General features: G+C 58.3%; 20 protein-coding genes. 13 read left to right on the top strand and 7 right to left on the bottom strand.

The window, feature by feature from the left end; genetic code table 11:
* The first annotated feature begins 73 nt into the window (after positions 1-73).
* From HK23_RS00405 to ppk2, 3 genes are all read left to right on the top strand, one after another.
* Positions 74-1135 (top strand): DUF5700 domain-containing putative Zn-dependent protease, encoded by a 1062-nt coding sequence (locus tag HK23_RS00405; protein WP_086652445.1) that lies wholly within the window; start codon positions 74-76, stop codon positions 1133-1135.
* A 207-nt stretch (positions 1136-1342) separates the two neighbouring features.
* On the top strand, positions 1343-2794 hold the full coding sequence (locus tag HK23_RS00410; protein WP_086652446.1) for a carbohydrate porin: 1452 nt from the start codon (positions 1343-1345) through the stop codon (positions 2792-2794).
* 98 nt (positions 2795-2892) lie between these two features.
* Entirely contained in the window at positions 2893-3807 is a 915-nt protein-coding gene (gene ppk2 / locus HK23_RS00415) for a polyphosphate kinase 2 (RefSeq protein WP_086652447.1), read from the top strand.
* A gap of 83 nt (positions 3808-3890) precedes the next feature.
* On the opposite strand, the gene HK23_RS00420 is transcribed toward ppk2, so the two are convergent.
* The gene (locus tag HK23_RS00420) at positions 3891-4604 is read right to left on the bottom strand and encodes a hypothetical protein (protein WP_086652448.1); all 714 of its coding nucleotides are present in this window, start codon (positions 4602-4604) and stop codon (positions 3891-3893) included.
* Positions 4605-4809: 205 nt separating this feature from the next.
* Between HK23_RS00420 and HK23_RS00425 the strand changes: the two genes are divergently transcribed.
* The 6 genes from HK23_RS00425 (at position 4810) to HK23_RS00450 (ending at position 10775) form a co-directional block, all read left to right on the top strand.
* Complete coding sequence (locus tag HK23_RS00425; RefSeq protein ID WP_086652449.1) at positions 4810-5250, top strand: hypothetical protein; 441 nt, start codon at positions 4810-4812, stop codon at positions 5248-5250.
* Positions 5251-5339: 89 nt separating this feature from the next.
* A complete protein-coding gene (gene alr, locus HK23_RS00430) occupies positions 5340-6470 on the top strand; it encodes an alanine racemase (protein ID WP_086652450.1) in 1131 nt (376 codons plus the stop codon).
* Positions 6471-6474: 4 nt separating this feature from the next.
* Positions 6475-7728, top strand: coding sequence for a D-amino acid dehydrogenase (locus tag HK23_RS00435; RefSeq protein WP_086652451.1), 1254 nt, complete (start codon positions 6475-6477; stop codon positions 7726-7728).
* Between the two features lie 108 nt (positions 7729-7836).
* Positions 7837-8655, top strand: coding sequence for a M81 family metallopeptidase (locus tag HK23_RS00440; protein WP_218777681.1), 819 nt, complete (start codon positions 7837-7839; stop codon positions 8653-8655).
* A complete protein-coding gene (locus tag HK23_RS00445; protein WP_086652453.1) occupies positions 8649-9389 on the top strand; it encodes an MlrC C-terminal domain-containing protein in 741 nt (246 codons plus the stop codon). The genes HK23_RS00440 and HK23_RS00445 overlap by 7 nt, the downstream gene beginning before the upstream one ends.
* A gap of 171 nt (positions 9390-9560) precedes the next feature.
* Positions 9561-10775, top strand: a complete 1215-nt coding sequence (locus HK23_RS00450; protein ID WP_218777682.1) for a S41 family peptidase — start codon at positions 9561-9563, stop codon at positions 10773-10775.
* Between the two features lie 454 nt (positions 10776-11229).
* Here HK23_RS00450 and HK23_RS00455 read toward each other — a convergent pair whose 3' ends face one another.
* Positions 11230-11961 carry a hypothetical protein gene (locus HK23_RS00455; RefSeq protein ID WP_086652455.1) on the bottom strand — a complete coding sequence of 244 codons (732 nt, stop codon included), beginning with the start codon at positions 11959-11961 and terminating at the stop codon, positions 11230-11232.
* Between the two features lie 378 nt (positions 11962-12339).
* On the opposite strand from HK23_RS00455, the gene HK23_RS00460 reads away from it, so the two are divergent.
* Positions 12340-12714: an aminoglycoside phosphotransferase family protein gene (locus HK23_RS00460; RefSeq protein WP_179193745.1), complete on the top strand. Its 375-nt coding sequence runs from the start codon at positions 12340-12342 to the stop codon at positions 12712-12714.
* A gap of 90 nt (positions 12715-12804) precedes the next feature.
* On the opposite strand, the gene HK23_RS00465 is transcribed toward HK23_RS00460, so the two are convergent.
* From HK23_RS00465 to typA, 4 genes are all read right to left on the bottom strand, one after another.
* The gene (locus tag HK23_RS00465; RefSeq protein WP_061470243.1) at positions 12805-13194 is read right to left on the bottom strand and encodes a tautomerase family protein; all 390 of its coding nucleotides are present in this window, start codon (positions 13192-13194) and stop codon (positions 12805-12807) included.
* A 515-nt stretch (positions 13195-13709) separates the two neighbouring features.
* Positions 13710-14717: an aldo/keto reductase gene (locus HK23_RS00470; RefSeq protein WP_086652457.1), complete on the bottom strand. Its 1008-nt coding sequence runs from the start codon at positions 14715-14717 to the stop codon at positions 13710-13712.
* Between the two features lie 254 nt (positions 14718-14971).
* Complete coding sequence (locus HK23_RS00475) at positions 14972-15277, bottom strand: hypothetical protein (RefSeq protein WP_086652563.1); 306 nt, start codon at positions 15275-15277, stop codon at positions 14972-14974.
* 370 nt (positions 15278-15647) lie between these two features.
* The gene (gene typA, locus HK23_RS00480; protein WP_063907889.1) at positions 15648-17471 is read right to left on the bottom strand and encodes a translational GTPase TypA; all 1824 of its coding nucleotides are present in this window, start codon (positions 17469-17471) and stop codon (positions 15648-15650) included.
* Between the two features lie 295 nt (positions 17472-17766).
* Between typA and HK23_RS00485 the strand changes: the two genes are divergently transcribed.
* Genes HK23_RS00485 through HK23_RS00495 form a run of 3 tightly spaced genes read left to right on the top strand, consistent with a single transcriptional unit; the run spans position 17767 to position 20174 of the window.
* On the top strand, positions 17767-18069 hold the full coding sequence (locus HK23_RS00485; protein ID WP_086652458.1) for a FeoA family protein: 303 nt from the start codon (positions 17767-17769) through the stop codon (positions 18067-18069).
* Entirely contained in the window at positions 18066-19904 is a 1839-nt protein-coding gene (gene feoB, locus HK23_RS00490; RefSeq protein ID WP_063907887.1) for a ferrous iron transport protein B, read from the top strand. Before HK23_RS00485 ends, feoB begins: the two co-directional genes overlap by 4 nt.
* A gap of 30 nt (positions 19905-19934) precedes the next feature.
* On the top strand, positions 19935-20174 hold the full coding sequence (locus HK23_RS00495; RefSeq protein WP_086652459.1) for a DUF6587 family protein: 240 nt from the start codon (positions 19935-19937) through the stop codon (positions 20172-20174).
* A gap of 112 nt (positions 20175-20286) precedes the next feature.
* Here HK23_RS00495 and HK23_RS00500 read toward each other — a convergent pair whose 3' ends face one another.
* The gene (locus HK23_RS00500) at positions 20287-22671 is read right to left on the bottom strand and encodes a TonB-dependent receptor (protein WP_256939991.1); all 2385 of its coding nucleotides are present in this window, start codon (positions 22669-22671) and stop codon (positions 20287-20289) included.
* Positions 22672-22797: the final 126 nt, after the last annotated feature.

The raw sequence follows: 22797 nt of genomic DNA on the forward strand, positions 1-22797 counted from the left end.
CTGGCAGGCGGCACCTTTCCTCCGGGCTCAGAGTGCTGCCTGCCCGACCTCCTCCGCCTACGCAGGTTTTTTGATGTTCCGACGTTCTTTCCTCGCGCTCAGCCTACTCACTGCTGGCCTCCTTGCTCTTCCCGCACTTGCCTCTGCTTCAGAAACGCACTCTCCCGTCTCCGCGCCTGAAATTGTGCTGAATACAAAAGGCGCCTCCGTCTGGGCTCAGTGCATGAGTGCTGCCAAACACGACGTTTCGCACTGCAACGCCCTGAGTGCAGCGACAGAAGGTGGCAAACTGGCGGACCTTTCCGTACCAACATTCGGAGCCCTCCCGTCCGGTACCATCACCCTGCCCTCGGCCCAGAAGGTGCAGACACTGGTGGACAGTATGAACCAGTGGTCCTTGCAGGATATTGCCCAAAGCGTTGCTGTTTATGTGCCTCCCCTGAAAGGCTCCGGCCATATCCTGCGTATTTTTGTAGTCGGTAATGGCGCGCCACTTTTCAGTGATATGTATGTGCGTCGTTTTTCATGGGACCACGGCATACCGAGGCTCAATGAAACCTCCGGCGATCCCGTCATGCTGATTGATGCCCGACAGGTGGCGCTTTACGGAAATGCTCGTGAAAGTGCAGTAGAAAGTGTGAAAGATGTTCTGCATCATGAGATGTTTCACATCTATTTTGCATGGTATCGTGCAACGGATACCCGGTGGCAGAAATTCCTCAAAACCATCACACCGGAAAAACAGCTTCTGCTGGATGTAGAGGATGAAGGCATCGCGCATTATCTAGGCGACCCGGCATGGAAACAGACCGGCTTTCCCCGCGCGCATGGGGAAGCCGCGATGGCCACTCTGAGCAACGTGGTCCGCGCGCTCAGGAACGGCACCGCCACACCGGATATGCTGCAAAAAGCCAATGAAGGGCCCTTCTGGGACAAATATGCCGATATCTCGGGCGGCCTGTTCGCTACCGGGATTGAAAAGGTGTTTGGTGTGGAAGCCGTGCGTCAATGCGTGCAAGACGGCCCCGCCAGCTTTATCCTGCGTTATGACGCTGCCACGCAGCATGACGCAAGCCTGCCTCCCCTGCCAGACACCCTCCGCCAATGGGCACTGGGGCCGGAAGGGCGGCTATAAGGCACCCGCACACACAGCCCCGGGTCCGTCAGCATGCAATGCAGACGGGTCAGACAGGCGGGGCACTGTCATGATAACGTCATTTTAAATCGACGCTGAGATCGTCAAAATTCCCAACTTCACCGCGCAAGAAGGAGCAGGCGTGCCACATCCCCGACCATCCTGCCCTTATCTGCCCCACTCCGCCGCCGCTCCCCCGGTTCTGACATGCTAAAACCTCCCCGGCTCGCACAGCTTTGCGGGGGGCTTGTCTGCCTGCTTTCCGTTTCTGCGGCACGCGCGGCAAACATCCCGCTGGCAACCGATATTCTGCCCTCCGGCGTGCCGCTCCCCGTGCCCTCGCCGACCTTTTCTCCGCCAGAGGAAGACGCCAGCACGGAGATGCTCGGCACCATGGGCGGGGCGCGCTCATGGCTGGGCAAGAAAGGTGTCAGGATCACCCTGCAGGATGTGGAAGAACTCTGGGGGATGGCCTCCGGTGGCATGCAGCGCGGGGCGACCTATGATGGCATGACGGCCGTGGCCCTCTCGCTGGATACCGGCAAGGCCTTTGGCTTACAGGGCGGCCTTTTGAATGTCAGCGCCCTGCAAATTCGCGGACGCTCCTTTACCGGGGAACGACTGGGCGCGCTGAATACCGTCAGCGGCTATGATGCCGGGCGCTCCACCCGCCTCTTTGAACTCTGGTATGGCCAGAGTTTTCTGAACAGCACTCTGGACGTGCGCGTAGGCTCGCTGGATCTGGATACGGAATTTCTTGTCAGTCAGAACGCGTCGTTCTTCCTGAACTCCAGTTTCGGCTGGCCGCTTTCCACCTCTAACAACCTTTATTCCGGTGGTCCGTCCTGGCCCTATTCCGCTGTTGGTGGGCGCGTAAAATGGCGGGCCGCAGCCCCGCTGGTGCTGATGGGGGCCATTACGAATGACAACCCCACCCACGGCCCGTTTTACAGCAATATCAGCGCAGCCCAGCGCGACCCGTCCGGCACGTTGTTTTCCACTAAAGGGGGCGCGCTGTTTATTGGGGAGGCCCAGCTCTGGCTGGATGCGGCAAAGCAGTTTGGCGCAGGAGAGGATGTCGCCCTGCCGGGCGTGTGGAAAGTGGGCGGCCTGTACGATACCGGGCGCTTCCCGGACCAGCGTTACGATACGCAGCATGGCCTGCTGGCCAGCCCGGACAGTAACGGCTCACCGCTTTACCATCAGGGCAACTGGATGGCCTATTTCGTAATCGACCAGATGATCTGGCGGAAAGAAAAAGGCTCAGGCAAGACCATCAACTTTTTTGCCCGCGCCACCATAAGCAACGGCACCAACAGCCGGTTTTCCTCCGAAATTCAAAGCGGGTTTACGTTTGATGAACTGCTGCCCGGCAGACCGGATGACACACTCGGTTTAGCGTGGGGCACCAGCCTGTATGGTCTGCGCGCCAAGGAAAACACACATGACAGTTTCCGTCTCGGCACCAACACCGCAGGCGCGCTCACGCCGGAGCATCATCTGGAATTCACCTATCAGGCGGCGGCCACGCCCTGGCTGATTGTGCAGCCGGATTTTCAGTATTTCTGGCACGTGGGCGGCACGTCCCTTAACCCGGATACCGGCAAACATATCCGCAACGGCGTTGTCACCGGCCTGAACGTCACCACCACGTTCTGATGCGCTCCGCAATGTCATCAAAGTTTCAAACTGGTTTATTCCCCCAGTCTTTATAGTCCGCGGCGCAGACCATGACCTGCGACGCAAAAGGGAAAAGAATGAGCGATCTGGAGAGCCTGTCAGCGGAAGAACGTGAACGCGTTCAGATGCGCCGTGAGATTATTGATGATCTTGACGAAGAATTTGAGCTTTCTCTGGAAGACGATGCCGCTGGCGTAGGTGGACTGGATGCTGCGGACCGTGCTTTTCGTCGTGTCTATTTTCGTGAACTGGTCCGCCTGCAGGGCGAGCTGATCAAGCTACAGGACTGGGTGCAGGCCACCGGGCACCGCGTGGTTGTGCTGTTTGAAGGACGAGACGCCGCCGGCAAAGGCGGGGCTATCAAACGCATTACCCAGCGCCTCAACCCCCGCACCTGCCGGGTTGCTGCACTGCCCGCCCCTAATGATCGGGAACGCACCCAGTGGTATTTCCAGCGTTACGTGGCGCACCTGCCCGCAGCGGGGGAAATCGTTCTGTTTGACCGGAGCTGGTATAACCGCGCAGGTGTGGAGCGCGTGATGGGCTTCTGCACGGATGAGGAGTATGAAGAGTTCTTCCGCTCCGTGCCGGAGTTTGAACGCATGCTCGTCAGCAGCGGCATCCAGATTATCAAATTCTGGTTCTCCATCACGGATGATGAGCAGGAAGCCCGCTTCCGCGCCCGCATGGATGATCCACTGAAACAGTGGAAACTCTCCCCCATGGATCTGGAAAGCCGCAAACGGTGGGAGGCCTACACACTCGCCAAGGAAGTCATGCTGGAACGCTCCAGCATTCCGGAAGCCCCGTGGTGGGTGGTGCAGGGTGTTGATAAAAAGAAGGCCCGCCTGAACTGCATCAGCCACCTTCTCTCTCTGGTGCCGTATCAGCCGGTCTCCCGCCCCGAAGTGGTTCTGCCACCCCGCATCTATCACCCGGACTATGAGCGGCAACCCACGCCGGATTCCATGATTGTGCCGGAACTCTACTAAAAAACGGGCGCGTTCACTAAACCATCTGTGAACGCGCCCGACAGACTCTCAAAAATTCCTGACCGGACAACCTCTTTCCCGGTTTAAACCCCGGATGAGATCGCCCCATCATGAGGGTCCGTGCCTGCGCCGCCCATCATCCCCATTTCATGGCCGCCACCACCCTCTGCGCCTCCTCCTCCACCGCCGCCTTTACCCCCGCCGTCTTTTTTGCCGTCATCCTTAGCGCGGCCCCCACCGGAGGCCTGCACACGTGCTGGCCCCTGCGCGGGCAGCGTGAGGTCTGAAGGCACAGGCTCAAGGTCCAGCGCCTTGCGGATAAAGGTGCGCAGGGACACTACCAGATCATGCGTATGGACGGGCTGCCCGGCCACCAGTTCTCGCGCGGCCCGGTCCGCCAGACGCACATGCTCTTCCGTGCCCAGCAGGATAATGTCGGAGAGCGCAGCCTCCACCGCATCCCGAATACGCCGGGCACGCTCGGACCCGACTTCACCGCTGGCTTCCACTGCCCCATCTGCTCCTTCGGCAGATACAGCGCCTTCCGCCGTCAGCCGGAAATCCCGTTTATGCCGAGGGTCCACCGCCAGATCTCCGGTAAAGGAGCCACCGAGTGTGCGATACGCGGCAATCAGGGTGCGTAACCGTTCATTGATCTGCCGGTTCATCCGCTCCCGCCGCTGCTGGATCACCACCATTGTCAGCAGCCGGATGCCAACACCCAGCAGCGTGATGAGTGACAACCCGATCAGAGTGACCAGAAGATTGTGCCATGAACTGAAATCAAGAGTACGCACTCAGAAAGCCCTCGCATAAGGAAACAGGCACATCGGTGCCGGAAAAACTCTGGCGGACCAGAACGATGCCACCATGCCCGGCCATACGCTACAGAGACATCGCGCAGCGGGCCTGTTAAAATTTCTCTCCCGAGGGAACGTCTCAAACGCTCCTGAGTCTTAAAACTATCTCGTCCTGCATGGGCTTTCAGAGAGGAACACTGCAATGCGGCTGAGCGTCCGCTACTTTGTAGCCGTCTTTGTCTTCAGCCTCATCAATTCTGCACTGGTCAGCCTGCACGCAGCCGGGCATGGCCCCACGCTCACGCCGCCGTCGGCCATTCTTTATTGTCTTGCCAGAAGCGGGCTGTTCTTTCTGGCGTTTTCCTTTCTGGGCGTGCCCATGGGGTGGGTCTGCCTTTCCCTGTATCGCGCCACGCACCACCGCAGCCTTTTGTACTGCGTGTTTTTTGGGGTGCTGTGGGGCTGCGGCACCATGGGGCTGCTTGGCCTGTTGCTGGCCTTCGGCAGTTTTTCTCTGTCCGCCTCCGGGCATCAAGCACTCAACTGGACCCGTGCCCTTGCGACAAGCGGTTTGAGCGGTGCGGTAGCGGGACTGGTGTTCTGGTATCTCACACCCCCTTCCAGACGCACGGCGTCCTCTTAAGCGCTACGCCCTGCAAACGGCCTGCCCCCTTTTGCCAGCTTCTGCGAAAAAATGATAAAGGAGCGCGTAAAGAGGTCAGGAGACAGGCCATGCACAGGGACGGCTGGGAAGGCGGACGGCTGCTTATCAATCTTGCCGCCATTGCCGAAAATTATGCGCAGCTGAGCGCACGGGTCAGTCCTGCGGAATGTGGGGCTGCGGTCAAGGCCAATGCGTACGGGCTGGGACTGAAAGAAGTTGGCCAGACTTTGTATGAGGCCGGATGCCGCACCTTTTTTGTCGCGCATCTGGCGGAAGGGGCTGCCCTGCGCCCGCTGGTGGGGCAAGACAGCCGCATTTTTGTGCTGCACGGGCCGCCGCCCGGCACCGCTAACGCCTGCCTGACGCATAACCTCCTGCCCGTGCTGAACAGCCTGCCACAGGTGCAGGAATGGCAGGCGCTGGCCCACGCACAGGGCTGCCCTCTTGCCGCTGCTCTTCAAGTAGATAGCGGCATGTCCCGCTTTGGTCTGACCGAGGCGGAGGTGGAGTATCTCGCCACCCAGCCGCAGGCACTGGCCGGCATTACGGTCGCGCTGGTCATGAGCCATCTGGCCTGCGCGGACACACCAGACCATCCGCTCAACCGCCAGCAACTCAACACGTTTCTCAAACTGAAGCAGCGCCTGCCCGCTGCCCCTGCCAGCCTTGCCGCATCCTCCGGTATTTTTCTGGGGCCGGAGTGGCATTTTGACCTCGTGCGGCCTGGTGCAGCTCTTTACGGCATTGCACCCACTGCAGGGCAGCCAAACCCTATGCACGCAACACTCCGGTTGCAGGCCCGCGTTATTCAAACCCGGCAGGTGCCCACCGGGGCCAGTGTGGGCTATGGCGCGGCCTTTACCGCCCGGCAGCCAACCCCGGTCGCCCTGCTGGGCATTGGCTACGGAGACGGCTTTCCCCGCAGACTGGGCCAGAAAGGATTTGTGATCTGTCCGGACTGGCCTGACATTAAATTACCAATAATCGGGCGTATCTCCATGGACTCATTGGCCGTGGACCTCACCCCTCTGGTCGCTGCCGGTGTGGCCCTGCCTGCCCCCGGTGCGGTGTTTGACCTTATAGGCCCGCATGCGCCTCTTGATGACGTTGCGCATCTGGCAGACACCATTGGTTACGAACTCCTGACGGACCTCGGGGCCCGCTACCATCGTCTCCATTACGATCCCCGGAAAGGATGAAAGTGTGAAAGTCATCATTCTCGGCGCCGGCGTTATCGGCGTGACATCAGCCTGGTATCTCAACAGCCTGGGTCACGAAGTCACCGTGGTCGATCGCCAGCCGGAACCGGGTCTGGAAACATCCTTTGCCAATGCCGGGCAGGTTTCTCCGGGCTATTCCACCCCTTGGGCGGCCCCCGGTCTGCCGATCAAGGCCATGAGCTGGATGATGCAGCGGCACAGCCCGCTGGTGATCCGCAAGCGGATCGACTTTGCCATGTTCCGGTGGATCGAGCAGCTTCTCAAAAACTGCAACACCCACGCCTATGACATCAATAAAGGCCGGATGCTGCGCGTGGCCGAATATAGCCGGGACTGTCTGGACGCCCTGCGGGAAGAAACCGGGCTGACGTATGATGACCGGCAGCGCGGGCTGATCCAGCTTTTCCGCACGGAAAAGCAGATCGACAAAGCGCATCATGACATGAAGCTGCTTGCCGACAGCAACATCCCGCATGAACTGCTGAATGTGAACCAGATTCTGGAGCATGAACCCGGCCTGTCCCACGCGCGCGGGTTGCTGAAGGCCGGGCTGTATCTGCCGGGGGATCAGTCAGGCGATGCCCATATCTTCACCCAGCGTCTGGCCAAAATGGCGGCGGCAAAGGGCGTGACTTTCCTGTATGACACGACCATCAAGGGCATGGACGCCGCTGCGGATGAGGTCATGTCCATCCGCACCAGCAAGGGCCATTTGCGGGCAGATGCCTATGTGGTGTCCATGGGCAGTTACAGCCCGCTTCTGCTCAAGCCGCTGGGCGTGCATCTGCCGGTTTACCCGGTCAAGGGTTACTCCCTCACCCTGCCGCTGACGGATGAAAGCCACGCTCCGCTTTCCACGGTGAATGACGAGACCTACAAGGTCGCCATCACCCGGCTTGGCAACCGCATCCGCGTGGGTGGCACGGCGGAACTGACCGGCTACAACCTGCGCCTGAGCCCCGACCGGCGCGAGACGCTGGAACTCTCCTTCTCCGAGCTGTTCGGTGGGGGCGATTTGTCCGCCGCCACCTACTGGACCGGCCTGCGGCCCTGCACGCCGGATGGCACGCCGGTGGTTGGCCCGGTGCCGCGCTTTAGCAATCTGTGGCTCAATACCGGCCACGGCACGCTGGGCTGGACCATGGCCTGCGGCTCCGGCCGTCTGCTGGCGGATATGATCCACGGCATTAAGCCGGAAATCCCGGCACTGGACCTGTCCATCAGCCGCTACGGCTGAACCGGACAGGGGATTTTTCAAGGCCGCCATTTCTCAGTTTGATTGGCCGCATTTTTATCGTTACAGATAAGGAACGATTGAGCGGTCATACCAACTGGAGGCAATCCCGTGCGGCGCAGGCTGATTCTAAAGATGATCCCGGCCGGGGTTCTGGCAGGACTTCCCACGTTTACAGGGGCGGCACGAGCGGCGGGATTAGTCCCGGCCTTTCGGGGCACACCCCGCATTGCGGTGGGCGGTATTGCCTCGGAATGCAGCACATATAGCCGCATCCGGGCGCGGATGGAGGACTTTACGGTGCTCCGCGGGCAGGACGTGTTCAAAGCGCCGCTCTCTTTGCCGCTCCAGCGCTATGAAGCCCCTTTCCTGCCAACCCTGACAGCCTCGGCCCCTTCCGGCGGCCCGGTGGAACGGCAGACCTATGAGACCCTGAAAGCCGACTATCTGGAGCGTTTAAAAAAGCTCCTGCCGCTGGACGGTGTTTACCTGATGATGCATGGCGCTCTGAGCGTTGAGGGCATGGATGACGCCGAGGGCGACTGGTACGAGGCCACGCGCGCTGTGGTAGGGCCGGACTGCCTGATTTCCGCCTATTACGATCTGCACGGCAATCTGAGCCGCCGCGCGGTAGATACGCTGGACGCCATGACGGCGTATCGCACAGCGCCCCATGTGGACCGTATTGAAAATGTGATGCGGGCCACGGACATGCTGACGCATTGCCTGCGCTACGGGCTGCGTCCGGGCATTGTGTGGGCCAGTATTCCGGCCCTGCTGCCGGGAGAACAGAGCAGCACGGAGTGGGAACCGGGGCGACGGCTGTGGTCTGACCTCAGCGAATATAACCGCTTGCCGGGTATTCTCGATGTGTCGCAACTGGTTGGCTATGTGGGGCGGATGAGCCCCGGGCCGCGGCCTCGGTGGTGACAACCGGCACAAACATCACAGAACAGACGCGGATTGTGACGGAACTGGCGAACCGATACTGGAACGCCCGCCATGAATTCCATTTTGACAGCCCGACGGGGACGATTGAGGAGTGCTTGTCCCGCGCAATGGCCTCTGCCACGCATCCGGTTGTGATTTCAGATTCCGGCGATAATCCGGGTGGCGGCGGCAACTCGGATCAGACCTTTTTCCTTCAGGCTTTGCTGAAAGCTGGCACGAAAGATGTGCTGCTGGGCGGTATGACAGACCGACCCGCGACGGACGCCTGTTACCGCGCCGGTGTGGGCGCCACGCTCCCCCTTTCAATCGGCGCGACGCTTGATCCGCTCATGTGCCGCCCGGTGCAGATAAAGAAAGCGGTGGTAAAACATCTGACGCCGGTAACCCGCCCTGAAGAGGGTGAGGCCGTGGTCGAATTCGACGGGATTACCGCAACACTTTCCGCACGCCGACGGCTGTATCATTCAGCTGAATCGTTCCGGGACATAGGCGTGGACCCGGCACAGTTCAAAATTGTCGTCCTCAAATGCGGCTACCTGCACCCGACCATGAAAGTGCTGGCCAACCCGGCCCTCATGGCGCTCTCCCCCGGAGCCATCAATCAGGACATTCTGCACATCGGCAACCACCGCCGCCAGCCAACATGGCCGTGGGTGGCTGATCTGGCATGGACGCCGAAACCCTATGTGTCTGCCCGGTTTGAGCGGAAGTGAGAGATAAAGGAGACGGGCAGTTTTTGCCTACGATCATGTCGTGCGCAGCTATTTTCGCTGCCCCGGAAGCGGACATAGCCGACGTTGCGAAAGGGGGCCCTTTTGCAACGAGAATTACCCTGTTCGATGGACCGGGGTGCATGTTACTCAATTACCGTGAAGCAACCGTTCTTGACCCGCCGAGCCTTTTGTAGTGCCGGCATCGCCCTTGCTGCCACTCCCGGGTGGGCGGCCGAGCCATTGCACGATGTTACGTTCGTCGAGGATTTCGACGAATTGTGGCGGACTCTGGGTGAGCGTTATTGTTTTTTAACCGACAAGCAGACTGACTGGGATCGGGTGCGCTCGTTCTACCGGCCTATGGCAGTGGCTGCTAAAGACGATGCCGCTTTCACGGATGTCGTCCAGCGTGTCCTCGCGGAATTGTATGATGCTCACACGCATCTCTCTGATCCGCCTGACGGGGCACCACGATGGCCGCTATTCGACCTTCTGGCTGAGCGAGCTGGAGATATGGTTCGTATAGCTGCGATTGAAAGCGGTTCAGTGGCAGCTGATGCCGGATTAAAAATTGGTGATCGAATTATCGCGATCGACGGGCGACCGATTGAAACTATCATCCACGATTTGATGCCGAAATGCCTCGTAAAGCCCGACCCGGCAGCCGATGCCTACACTATCAACGTCGCGGTTGCAGGGTATCGGGGGAAGGCCCGCCTGTTGTCGGTGAGTTCGACAGGCGGCACCTCCCGAACTGTCCTGCTTCCCATCAAGAAGTGGCCGGATTTGCCTGACGTTGAAAGCAGGATGCTTCCAGATGGCATCGGCTATATCGTTATCAGGAGCTTTTCCGACACCGCGACGGCTGATGCTTTCGACAAGGCGTTGGCAAACCTGCGGGATGCTCTGGGTCTGATTATTGATGTTCGCGAAAATGGGGGCGGCGACACGGCCGTGGCCCGACCGATCATGGGGCGATTCATTCGAGAGCGGACAGCATACGCCATCATGCGTAGGCGAGCGGGGGCGGGATTGAGCGCGCCGTGGACCGAGTATGTCGATCCGAAAGGACCCTTTACGTATAGCAAGCCTGTCGTCGTGTTGACGAGTCATTGGAGCGGAAGCATGGCCGAGGGTTTCCCAATGGGTATGCGCGACATAGGCCGCGCGACGGTCGTCGGCACAAAAATGATGGGATTGGGAGCAGCGGTCTTTCCGATCAGACTGGATCGTACCGGCATACAGGCGCAGTATTCTGGTGAACCCGTCTATGACACGAAGGATCACCCGCGTTGGCACTTCGTCCCGGACGTAGAAATCGCGGCCGGTCGCGACATTCTCGCTGCCGGCATAGCGGAGGTCAAAAAAGCTATCAGCCGCATTTGAAACATTGGACGGTCGTCGCAAAATAGTTCGTTTTCGCAACACACGAGGTATTGCGGTGAGATCAACGGCTCGCCTGATGCAACAGGCCGTGGCGGAATGGCGGCTTACCGATAGGGCGTTCCCGAAAGCAGCCTTTCCGCTCCCCCCCCCCGAGGCGGACATAGAGTGAATGTCGAAAACTAGAAGATAATGATAATTAGAATACTGATTTACCAGTGAGTTATGAATCCATTCAACATAGATAATGTTTTATTTAGACCAGAAAAATTCACTAATTAATGATAAAAACAGCAAGTGAAATTTAAGATCTTATTTCTATAACGTTTATATCGGCGATAGGGTGGCGACGTATGTCCGTTTTCAGAATGAAACTATTCTGATTTCTACCCTTGTTCCATCGTCTTGGCGGAAATACTCGGCACGAGGGCTTTACGAGAAAGAAGATGAGCAACCTTCAAGAGGCCGGATTATCCTTGTAATGACGCACGAGGGCGCACACGGCGTGATAAAATGTCTGATCTGGGTGCTTCTCGCTATATGCAATCAGAAAGTCGATATCGCGGGCGCGTCTTTCGGCAGCATTGCCAAATTGAATAAGCGAGGCCCCGTCCTTAGTCCTGTTCTCGTTTATCGCCGTTATAAACCCAAGATACCAGCTATAGTAGTTAAGTTTCATCGCAAAAGCGGTCGGTACTATTTTGTTCGTTGAATCGTAGCTCGCCTCCTGAATACGAGTTAGGAAAACGTCGCATTTCGCGCTGCCGCCTCCATAAAGGATTGATCCAAGCCGGATAAGATTCTGTTGCTCCTTGAATGCAGGCACGGTCTCGATCTCGCCGGAGACAAGCGCGCCTCCTTCGTCCAACTCGTAATATTCTCCGTTATCTCCGACGACATCCGCGTCGAGACGAGCCGCCAGCATCACCATCTTTCGGATGAGAGGTTCGTCGGGATATTTTGCAACGATCTGTCCATCAAAGCACCAGAGAGCGGAGGCGCTCTCCTCACCATTGGGATGGGCGGTCCAAAGCGCCGTGTCGACGCCGTAATCCGCGGCGTCCGCCGAAATGAAGAACTTGAGTTCTGGATCGCGTCTGATCACGTCGAACCACTCGTCGAGCGTGATCTTGGGACCAGGCTTTCTTGAAAAAAGCGGGTTGCGCGTAATCTCGACATCATACCCCATGAATTAACCCTTCTAATGACGTCAGAGACCCCATGTGCGCTGGCTGCATCGTAAGAAAAGGACATGGGGGGCGACAGATCGTCACCGCACCGTTTGGATTGTAGCCTCTTGTGCCTATTTATCATCAATCAGTGAATTTTTATCATTATCTTCTGGTTTTCGAAAAACCTGCCGAAATTCCTTAATTATGTTAGTCAATATTCTGACATTTCAGCACGTTATTGATACCCTTAATTATGCGAAAGTCCTTTATTGATGCGAAAAAAACCCATAATTAGGCGGCAAAACGCGACTGCGTTTTTATCAACGCACGGGTCTGCTTTAGCCTCATATCAGTCATCGAGGGTCACTGAAGGATTTCCTAATAGCGGACACCTAATGAGAGCTGTAAGCTCGTGGAATGGTCAGGGTGTTGCTGCAGTTCTGGAACACGATCGAGATGCTTTTCTTGAAAGAGCGGTGAACGGTCGTAATCTTGCCGATCTCGTCTACGCTGGGTTAGACGATGAACCGACGCGAAACCTCTGTAAGACAGCGGAACTTCTGCATTCAGCAGCACTATTACAGCAAGAAGAAATGCGCTCTTTGAAAAGCTGGTTCGCTGAGTTACTCGAACTGTCCTTAAACAGCGCAGAATGGCTGAATGATTGCGCCGGCCAAGCCCACAGTTTGTCATGTGATCCACAAGAGCAGCTCGCCTTGCACGGAGACCTCCATCACGGCAACGTTCTGGATCTCGGGGCGCGAGGCTAGCGAGCTATACGTGCTCCCGACCCTTTAGGGGTCTTACGATGGGGTTGGTGCCAACCCTGGCCAGGATAGCGGCTGGCATTCCTTAGCCGGCTATACCTCCACTTTGTAGTTCAGCCCGATCTCATCGCCTGGCAGGCCACGAATGCCCCATGCGCCGCGGGGTGTCTCGAACAGGGTTATCTCGATATCTTGAGGCGTGATGCCCGTCGTGTCGGGGATGTGTTGGTAGAGCGCGCGGATCAGCGCTTTCTTGGCCGCCGGCGACCGTCCCTCGAACATGCTGATCTCAATGATGACGTAGCGGTCGGATCGATCAGACGGGTAGAAGAAGTCGCCGTCGTTGAAGCCGAAGAACCGGTGAAAGCGTTTCTCCGGCGGGTAGGCCAAGGCTTCCATAACCGCACGGTGGATGGCGTCGGAAAGCACGGCGCGCACAGGATCGAGGGTGGATCGAAGACCAAAGACTTTAACCTGAGCCATAGCTGTATCCTTGTAGGAGACCGCCGGTCAGGATGACGTGATAAACACCGAGCCACCTGGGTCACGGCGGCATCGGGGGCTAATTGAACGTGATGACCCGGCCGCTCCTAGAAGGAGCGCCACCAAGAAGCTGTGACGAAGGAACCGAGACAAGTCATCGTAACGAGTTTTGCAGCATTCGCAGCATGGCGCAAGGCACTGGCTGATGAAGGCATGCCAGAATGTCTGGCTTACCACACTACTCGGCGCCTCCTGAGCCTAGGAAGCCGACGGTCGGATTCCCCCAAAGCGGACGTGCTGCTTCCCCCCATCCATGCCTGTCTGTTTAGCGAACATGAAACAGACTGGCAGCTTCCGCCTACATGGCGCGCACAGTAAGTATCATGCTCACTTCTGAAAAGCGGATGTAAGTGTCTGTCTCTGCCAATCTGAAAAAGGCTGAAGAGCGACGCCTGTTAAGGTGGTAAAGATGAGAGCCGGGGAGCACTGATACCCGCACCAGCTCTCTCTTACTCCTAAGCTTCGCCAACCCCCGGTTTCTCGCTGTCGAGTACCGCCATCTGTTTCGCATCGTAGCGTTCCCCGGCCGCAGCCCCTTTGGGAACAGCCTGCTCGATAGCAGCCAGGTCATCGGGCGTCAGGGCAAGATCAGGCGCACCCAGCGCCTCGGAGAGCCTGTCACGCCGGCGAGCACCTACAAGTGGCACGATGTCGTCGCCCTGTGCGGCCACCCAGGCAATTGCCAACTGGGCCACGCTTGCACCCTTGGAGGCTGCAATTTCCCGCAATGTCTCCACAAGGGCCAGATTGCGCTCGACATTGCCTTCCTGAAACCGGGGACTACGAACCCGAAAATCCCCCGGTCCCTTCGCCCCCTGCCAGTGCCCGCTGATCAGACCACGCGCGAGCACGCCATAGGCCGTGATGCCGATGCCGAGTTCACGACAGACAGGAAGAATTTTGTCCTCAATACCACGCGAAATCAGCGAATATTCAATCTGAAGGTCGCTGATCGGATGGACGGAAGCCGCACGCCGAATGGTTTCCGGGCCCACTTCCGAAAGGCCGATATGCCGGACATAACCGGCCTGAACCATTTCGGCCATGGCGCCAATCGTCTCTTCAACAGGCACTGCCGGGTCCAGCCGTGCAGGCCGGTAGATATCGACATGATCCAGCCCGAGCCGTTGCAGAGTATAGGCCAGAAAGTTCTTCATGGCCGCAGGCCGTGCGTCGTAGGACCCCCAGTTGCCACCGGGGTCGCGCATCGCACCAAACTTGACGCTGACGAGGAATTTGTCGCGAGGAATATCCCTGATCGCCTCACCGATCAGCATCTCGTTATGGCCCATGCCGTAGAAATCGCCGGTGTCGAGAAGTGTGATCCCGGCGTCCAGCGCAGCATGGATGGTCGCGATGCTTTCTTTCCGATCAGCCGGACCATACATGCCGGACATGCTCATACACCCAAGACCGATTTCGGATACCTGAGGGCCGCTCTGACCAAGTTGCCGCAGTTTCATATTTAAGAAAAATCCCCGTTTCTTAGAACAGACCCCTACCACACAGACTATCTTTCGATAACCTCTCGCCCGTGCAGCTTTTCCGTCCTCTGGAACGGAACGAATTTTTCATGTGATGGAACAAGCGAACAGGCAATGGTCGTCGCATGCCAGATATTGGAAAAACAAAAAGGGCCGGAGGACTAATCCCCCGGCCCTTTTGCAGGCCACAAGGCCCGAAGGCCCCGTGTCCCTTATCCGTTTTCCGCTCTGAATTACTGAGCAGACGTGTCGGAAGAAGATGCGTCAGAAGAAGCAGCTTTCTTGCTCTTCTTGCCATGGTGCTTACCGTGGTGGTGCTTCTTCTTGCCCTTTTTCTTGGTGCCTTCTTCCTTAGCGGCTTCCGGTGCAGCAGGAGCAGCGGATTCAGCAGAAGGAGCGGCAGGTGCTTCAGCGGCGGGAGCAGCCGGAGCAGAAACAGCAGGGGCGGCAGGAGCAGCAGCTTCCTGAGCGAAGGACGGAGCAGCGGCCCCCATCAGAGCGACGGTGGACAGAGCTGCGAGAAGGCGACGAGAAATCATAATCATGTCTCCAAAAATATCTGAGACGTCAGGGGTCCCGACCAGTACGCCAGAAGTCCGTATGACGAGCTGCATCCGTCTGGCTGGCAGCTTGGATAGCATGACAGCTTCTTCACGTCTCGGATTAAAATTCAGATAGACCAGAGGGTTGCCGTGGGTGTGACACCCGGAAACCTTCATCTTGCCATATTGGTTTTAAGGGGTGGGGAAGAGGCCATAAGCGGCGGAAAAACGCCTGCCCGGCAGTGGGTCTGCCCCGATGCGTCCACCCCTTCCAGGCGGAACCGAAAGGGGGTGGATCCCTGCCCGCACACCCTTATGGGCAGACCGGCATGGCAGGGATGCACATCATGCGTAAAACGCGGAAGGATCAGTCTTTGTTGCCTGAGCGTTCGCGCTTCTTACGTTCGTTGGGGTCAAGGTAACGCTTACGCAGACGGATGGCAGAGGGGGTGACTTCCACCAGCTCGTCATCTTCAATGTAGGCAATTGCCTGTTCCAGAGACATCCGGCGCGGCGGCGTCAGGAACAGGGCGTCGTCCTTACCGGACGCACGCATGTTGGTCAGCTTCTTTTCGCGAACACCGTTCACTTCCAGATCGTTTTCACGAGAATGCTCACCGATGATCATGCCGACATAGACTTTTTCGCCAGCATCCACGAACAGCGTGCCACGGTCCTGCAGAGAGAACAGGGAATACGTCGTGGTGTTGCCGTCTTCTGCGGAAATCAGGGACCCGTTACGGCGACCTTCAATGGTGCCGGCATAGGGCTGATAGCCGTGGAACAGACGGTTCATGATGCCCGTGCCGCGCGTGTCGGTCAGGAATTCACCATGGTAGCCGATCAGCCCGCGAGACGGGATGATGAAGGTCAGACGCACCTTGTCGCCACCGGAGGGACGCATGTCCTGCATCTGGCCTTTACGCAGAGACATCTTCTCCACGACCACGCCGGAATAGGGCTCGTCCACGTCAATGGTGACTTCTTCAAACGGCTCTTCGCGCTCACCGGTTTCCTCGTTGGTGCGATACAGCACGCGGGGACGACCGATGGTCAGCTCAAAGCCTTCACGGCGCATGGTTTCAATCAGAACGCCCAGCTGAAGTTCGCCACGACCAGCTACTTCAAACGCTTCGCTTTCCGGGCTGTCGGTCACGCGGATGGCGATGTTGCTTTCCGTTTCCTTGAACAGACGGTCACGAATCTGGCGAGACGTCACCTTCTTGCCTTCACGGCCACCCAGCGGGCCATCGTTCAGGCGGAACGTCATGGACAGCGTCGGCGGATCAACCGGAATTGCGTGCAGCGGTTCAGCCACTTCCGGGGAGGCAATCGTGTCAGGAATGGTGGCTTCGGACAGGCCAGCAACGGCAACAATGTCACCGGCTTCCACTTCCTCAACGCCCACGCGGTCCAGACCACGGAAGGACAGCAGCTTGGTCAGACGGCCCGTTTCCACCACGGAGCCATCAGCGCGCAGCACCTTAACCGGCATGTTGACGCGCGCACGGCCCTGCTCAACACGACCCGTGAGCACGCGGCCCAGGAAGTTGTCGTTCTCAAGGATGGTGGCCGTCATAGCGAACGGCTTTTCCTTGTCCAGAGCCGGAGCCGGAACGTGCTTGAGGATCAGGTCGAACATCGGGCTGAGGTCTTTACGCGGACCTTCCAGCTCAACATCGGCCCAGCCCTGACGGCCAGAAGCATACAGCATCGGGAAGTCGAGCTGTTCATCATTCGCACCGAGGGCTGCGAACAGATCGAAAATTTCGTTGTGCACTTCGTCCGGACGGGCATCGCCACGGTCAATTTTGTTGACCACAACAATCGGCTTCAGGCCACGGGCCAGAGCCTTGCCCACCACAAACTTGGTCTGCGGCAGCGCGCCCTCAGCAGAGTCAACCAGCACCACAGCGCCGTCCACCATGCTCAGAATACGTTCCACTTCCCCGCCGAAGTCGGCGTGTCCGGGGGTGTCGATGATGTTGATGCGCGTGTCTTTCCAGACAACGGACGTGCACTTGGCAAGAATGGTAATACCACGCTCACGTTCCAGATCATTGCTGTCCATGGCGCGTTCAGCAACGTGCTGATGCTCATGGAACGAGCCAGACTGTTTCAGCAGTTCATCAACGAGAGTCGTCTTGCCATGATCGACGTGAGCAATGATGGCGATATTGCGGATATCCATGAAAAGGCCTGATTTTCCCTACGCGCTGTGCCGCCGCCGACGGTCTCTTTGTCGGGGCGGTTGAGCGCGGTCTATAATTTCGCTGGCCCGTTGATAATCTCCAGCGCGGAATATTGCACGTAAAATCCTCACAAGGTCCGCAACTCTTCCGTGCGGCATGCCCTCCGCACCCTTCTGCCAGAGCGTTTTCAGCCCCTTCATCACAGGGGTGTGACATTGGACAGCGGGCACAAATGGAATTAAGGATCACTCTCAACACCACACGTTCCACCCGCCACAGCAGGACAACGCAACCGTGCGCCTGAACGAGCTTCCCCTTGAGTGTCAGGGCATTATCGACCATGTCGCGCCCACAACCCCGGCAGACCCCATTGCCCGGCGGCTGGAGGAATTTGGCTTTGTTCCTGGTGAACCGGTGAAGGTTGTGGCCTTTGGTCCCTTTGGAGGAGACCCGATGGCGGTGGAAATCGGCTTTACCCGCTTCGCCCTCCGCCGGTCAGAGGCCGCGCGGGTGGTGATGCAGGACTCCGCAGAGGCACTCAGTAAGCTGGACCCAACCCTGCACACGGCCTCCCCCGGCCAGACGGAGGAGGCATGACCAGCACCCTGCCCCTGCGCGTCGCGCTGGTTGGCAACCCCAACTGCGGCAAGACCGCCCTTTTCAATCAGCTGACCGGCAGCCGCCAGAAGGTGGCGAACTATGCGGGCGTCACGGTGGAACGCAAGGCGGGCCGCCTGACCACGCCCACGGGCCGCACCGTGCAAATTCTGGACCTGCCGGGCACCTACAGCCTGAACGCCACCAGCCCCGATGAAGCCGTCACCCGTGATGTCTGCCGGGGCGTCTATAAAGGTGAGCCCGCGCCGGACCTGCTGATCAGCGTTCTGGCGGCCACCAATCTGCGCCTGCATCTGCGCTTTGCGCTGGAACTGCGCCAGCTTGGCCGCCCGATGATTATCGTGCTCAACATGATTGACGCAGTACGGAAACAGGGGCTGGAAATTGATGTCCCGCGCCTGCAGGCGGAACTGGGTGTGCCCGTCGTCACCGCCATTGGCGTCAAACGTGGTGGGGCCGCCAACATTGTGCAGGCACTGGACGAACCCGTGCCCCCTCCTCCGGCCCCGCTGCCCGAGGGTACGGACCTGCACGCAGAAATCCGCCGCCTGCTTGCTCTATGCGTGCGCCGCACCTCCACCCGCCACCCTCAGTTTGATGCCCGGCTGGACCGCTGGGTGCTCCACCCCGTCTGGGGCATGCTTATCCTGCTGGTGCTGCTGTTCATTATGTTTCAGGCGGTGTTCTCATGGGCGCAGCCCTTCATGGACCTGCTGCAAAGCGGCATGGATCAACTGGGCGAGTTTGTCGGCACCCTGCTGCCTGAGGGCATTCTGCGCAGCCTGATTGTGGAAGGCATTATTGCCGGGGCGGGCACGGTGATTGTCTTCCTGCCGCAGATCCTCATCCTGTTCCTGTGGATTCTCGCACTGGAAGAATCCGGCTACCTGCCCCGCGCGGCCTTCATGCTGGATAAGCTGATGGCCTCTGCCGGGTTAAGCGGTCGCTCCTTCATCCCGCTGCTGTCGAGCTTTGCCTGTGCGGTGCCGGGCATCATGTCCACCCGCACCATTCAGAACCCGCGGGACCGGATGGTGACCATCCTCATCGCCCCGCTGATGACGTGTTCGGCTCGCCTGCCCGTCTATGCGCTGCTGATTGCCGCGTTTGTGCCTTCCCGCACGGTGCTGGGACTGTTCAACCTGCACGGGCTGGTGCTGTTCGCGCTCTATGCCGCCGGTGTGCTGAGCGCGCTGGTGGTGGCCCGTGTGCTGAAAAAACGGGACACGGCAGAACATCCGCTGCTGATGGAACTGCCCAGCTACCGCGTGCCCGGCCTGCAAAGTCTGTGCATTGAACTGTGGCAGCGGGCCCGCATTTTCCTCTCCCGCGTGGGCACCATCATCGTCACGCTCAGCGTCATCATGTGGGCGCTCTCCAGCTTCCCCGCCCCGCCTGCCGGTGCGGTTGGTCCGGCTATTGACTGGAGTCTGGCTGGCCGGATCGGTCATCTCATGCTGCCGCTCTTCGCCTTTATTGGCTTCAACTGGCAGATCTGCGTGGCCCTCATCCCCGGTCTGGCCGCGCGTGAGGTGGCTGTGAGCGGTCTGGCGACGGTCTATTCCGTTGGTGCGTCTGAAGGCGATGCTGCAACCCAGCTCGCCCCCCTGCTCTCGGCCCACTGGAGCCTTGCAACGGCGTTCTCTTTGCTGGCATGGTATGTGTATGCACCGCAGTGCTTCTCAACTCTTGCGGTCATCCGGCGAGAAACCGGGTCCTGGCGTCTGGTCTGGGTCTCTGTGGCCTACCTGTTCGGGCTGGCTTATCTGGCCTCTTTCCTGACCTACCACATCACCCGCTTCTTCACCGGTTAACGCCCTACGGCTGATAACAGGAGGACACCTGTGACACAGATTATCCTCGTTGCTCTGATCGTCGTTTTCTGCGCGGCCTACTGGCTGCAAAAGCTGGCTCCGGCCACGCTTGTGCCTTTCTGGCGCACACTTGCAGGCCTGCTGCGTAACACACAGCACCTGACCAGCCTGCGCGCCCGTGCTGAGCGACTGGCAACCCCCGGCGGCCTGCGCACCGGCTGCGGCAGTTGCAAGAACTGTGACAGCAGCAAGGGGGGCGGCTGTCACTAAGAACGCAAAAAAGGAAATGCCCGGATAAGGCACTTCCTTTTTTATGGCGGCATTCCTCCCGCCGCATGGGCCTGCCGGACCACCGCCCGGCAAACTCACTCCGTAAAAAATCTCAGTAAGTAAAGCTGACTTCCCCCAGGAACATTCTCCCCGCAGACGGCGTTGCGCGGTTGGAGAACAGGCTCTGGTAGTTCAGACGGTTGGCAAGGTTGTAACCGTTCATGGACACTTTCCAGTGCTTGTCAAAGCGATGGGAAATCACCGCACTGAAGTCCAGATTAGCCGGAGCCCGCAGGGTGTTGGCCGTATTGAGCCACACATGCTGACGCCACGTCACACCACCACCAAATGAGATATTATAAGGCGTGTGGGCAAACGCGTTATAAACCGACCACAGCGTGGCCTGATTATGCGGCACATACTGAACATTCTTGCCACGGTTGGCTTTGGTGGCGGAATAGGTCGTGTCACTGTCATACAGGGCGTAGGTGGCCGTAATATTCCAGCCCGGCAGAATGATGCCGCCCACGGACAATTCCAGCCCCTGATTGCGCTGCCGGTCAGATGACCCCTGCACTTCCCCTGTTACCGGGTCAGCATTCATGGTGTTGCCTTTATCCAGCCGGAAGAGCGAGGCCGTTGCGCCAATCCGGTCATGGAACAGGCTGTATTTGGCCCCGAGTTCATAAAGCTGGGATTTTTCCGGGCTGGCGAAGGAGTTTGTGCCCGGGCGGATCGGCACAGACCCGTTGGTGACATACATGCCCATCGGCGTGGTGGAGCTTGCCCATGTGAAGTAATAGGTCTGGTGTTCATCCGGTGTCGCCACAAGGCTGACATTGGGGTTGAACACACCGCTGACATCATGGAAGTGGCTGTCAGGGTTTTTGGCAACATCCCCGCCTGTCATGTTGTAACTTGTCTGCCAGCGGTCCCACCGGAACCCGCCTTTGACGGAAAGCCACTTTGTCAGCCAGATCTGGTCAAACAGGAACAGGCCGGTATCAAACCCGTAGCCACTGCTGTGAGATTTGGCATGCAGTGAGCCCAGAGACACCAGACCAGCCGGATTGCTATCCCCGGGCACAAGGTCAAGATTCCCTACGTATGGGTTGGGGTTGATGAGGCTGGCATAGGGTTTGGGGTTCAGATAGGTGGATTGTGAGCGCACGTCATTCACGCGTTCAATATCAAACCCGGCCACAAGCTGGTGCCGCAGAAAACCTGTGTTGAAGTTGGCCACCATGGACGCAACATTCTGCACGGACCAGCTTTTCTGCTCATACGGCAGCGGAGCCATATAGGTGCCGGGACCAGTGCCATTCCCAGCCCCCACCGGGCCCGAGCGCGCAACAAGTGCCGCTGCCGGGTCACCGTTGAAATAGTTGTTCACGCAGGTTGTGTCACACGTAGCTTTGGAGGCCGCAAAAGTGCGGTAATACTGACCGCCGCGCAGATCATCATAAACGGTAATATGGTCGTTCACCTTATAGGTGAAGCGGGCTGTTTCCATATTATCGTTCGTGGCGTTCTGGTCATTATTGGTGCCATACCAGTTGGTGCGCTTCACACCATATTCCGTAATGGGCATGCCGTAGGATGCACCGGGTTTTGTAACAACCGGCACCCCAAAATCAGGCACGGAATTTTCCTGCTGGTGCATGTATTGCAACACCAGCGTAGCGCGTTTGCCCAGACCAAAGGCAATGGAGGGGGCAACACCCCAGCGATGCGAATAAATGAAGTCCCGCCCGACAACATTATGCTCATCACCCATGCCAGTCAGGCGGAAGGCGGTGGAACTGTCCAGCTTCTGGTTAATATCCAGCGTGCCCCGGTAATAGCTGCCGGACCCACCTGTAAATTCAGAGGAATAACGGTTTTGCAAACCGGGGGTCTTGGTCACCATGTTAATGGCGCCCCCTGTGGTGCCATTCCCGAACACTTCCGAGGACGGCCCTTTGATGACGGACACAGAGTCAAAATTAAAGGAATCTCGGGAATAAACGCCAAAGTCCCTTAACCCGTCCTCGTAGATATCATTCTGCGCCTGAAAACCGCGGATCAGGAACTGGTCCCCGTTCATGCCGCCTGCGCCCTCGCCGATGGAGGAGGTCACCCCGGGCACGTTCCGCAACGCTTCATCCAGAGACTTCACATTTTGCTGCCGCATGAGGGCCTGCGGCACAACATTGATATTTTGGGGCGTATGCATCACGTCCTGCGGCATACGGGAAAGGCCGACAGAATCATGCATGGTGTTAAAGCCATGCCCCGTTACGATCAGGCGTTCTTCATCCGTCGCATCCACACTGCCAACGCGTGTGGCCGGCAGTCCCGCCTCGGCTCCTGTTTTATGGCGTTTGTTCTCGCGCTTAGGTGACTCCTTGTTTTCCTCATGCAGCGTATCAGAGGATGACGCCCACGCATGGGCTGAGAAAAAGAGAACACCTGCAACAGATACCGGGGTGAGATACGCCTTATAGACCCTTGTCATTCACCTGCCCTTTGGAAGTATGTCAAACTTGACACACATAAAGAGCAAGTGAGAATTATTCTCAATTAATTTCTCACCAATTTCTTCTCGCACATAACAGGGTTGTGATTTTTAGCAGCTCCTCAC

This window comes from Acetobacter malorum (assembly GCF_002153605.1).
In the GTDB taxonomy this organism is placed as follows: Bacteria; Pseudomonadota; Alphaproteobacteria; order Acetobacterales; family Acetobacteraceae; genus Acetobacter; species Acetobacter malorum_A.

Bases quoted from the DNA above. Each gene is read 5' to 3' on its own strand.
- HK23_RS00475 (WP_086652563.1), bottom strand. From the start codon at position 15,277: ATGATTTCTCGTCGCCTTCTCGCAGCTCTGTCCACCGTCGCTCTGATG.
- HK23_RS00465 (WP_061470243.1), bottom strand. From the start codon at position 13,194: ATGGCTCAGGTTAAAGTCTTTGGTCTTCGATCCACCCTCGATCCTGTG.
- HK23_RS00410 (WP_086652446.1), top strand. From the start codon at position 1,343: ATGCTAAAACCTCCCCGGCTCGCACAGCTTTGCGGGGGGCTTGTCTGC.
- HK23_RS00470 (WP_086652457.1), bottom strand. From the start codon at position 14,717: ATGAAACTGCGGCAACTTGGTCAGAGCGGCCCTCAGGTATCCGAAATC.
- alr (WP_086652450.1), top strand. From the start codon at position 5,340: ATGCACAGGGACGGCTGGGAAGGCGGACGGCTGCTTATCAATCTTGCC.
- ppk2 (WP_086652447.1), top strand. From the start codon at position 2,893: ATGAGCGATCTGGAGAGCCTGTCAGCGGAAGAACGTGAACGCGTTCAG.
- feoB (WP_063907887.1), top strand. From the start codon at position 18,066: ATGACCAGCACCCTGCCCCTGCGCGTCGCGCTGGTTGGCAACCCCAAC.
- HK23_RS00500 (WP_256939991.1), bottom strand. From the start codon at position 22,671: ATGACAAGGGTCTATAAGGCGTATCTCACCCCGGTATCTGTTGCAGGT.
- HK23_RS00425 (WP_086652449.1), top strand. From the start codon at position 4,810: ATGCGGCTGAGCGTCCGCTACTTTGTAGCCGTCTTTGTCTTCAGCCTC.
- HK23_RS00405 (WP_086652445.1), top strand. From the start codon at position 74: ATGTTCCGACGTTCTTTCCTCGCGCTCAGCCTACTCACTGCTGGCCTC.
- HK23_RS00460 (WP_179193745.1), top strand. From the start codon at position 12,340: ATGAGAGCTGTAAGCTCGTGGAATGGTCAGGGTGTTGCTGCAGTTCTG.
- typA (WP_063907889.1), bottom strand. From the start codon at position 17,471: ATGGATATCCGCAATATCGCCATCATTGCTCACGTCGATCATGGCAAG.
- HK23_RS00455 (WP_086652455.1), bottom strand. From the start codon at position 11,961: ATGGGGTATGATGTCGAGATTACGCGCAACCCGCTTTTTTCAAGAAAG.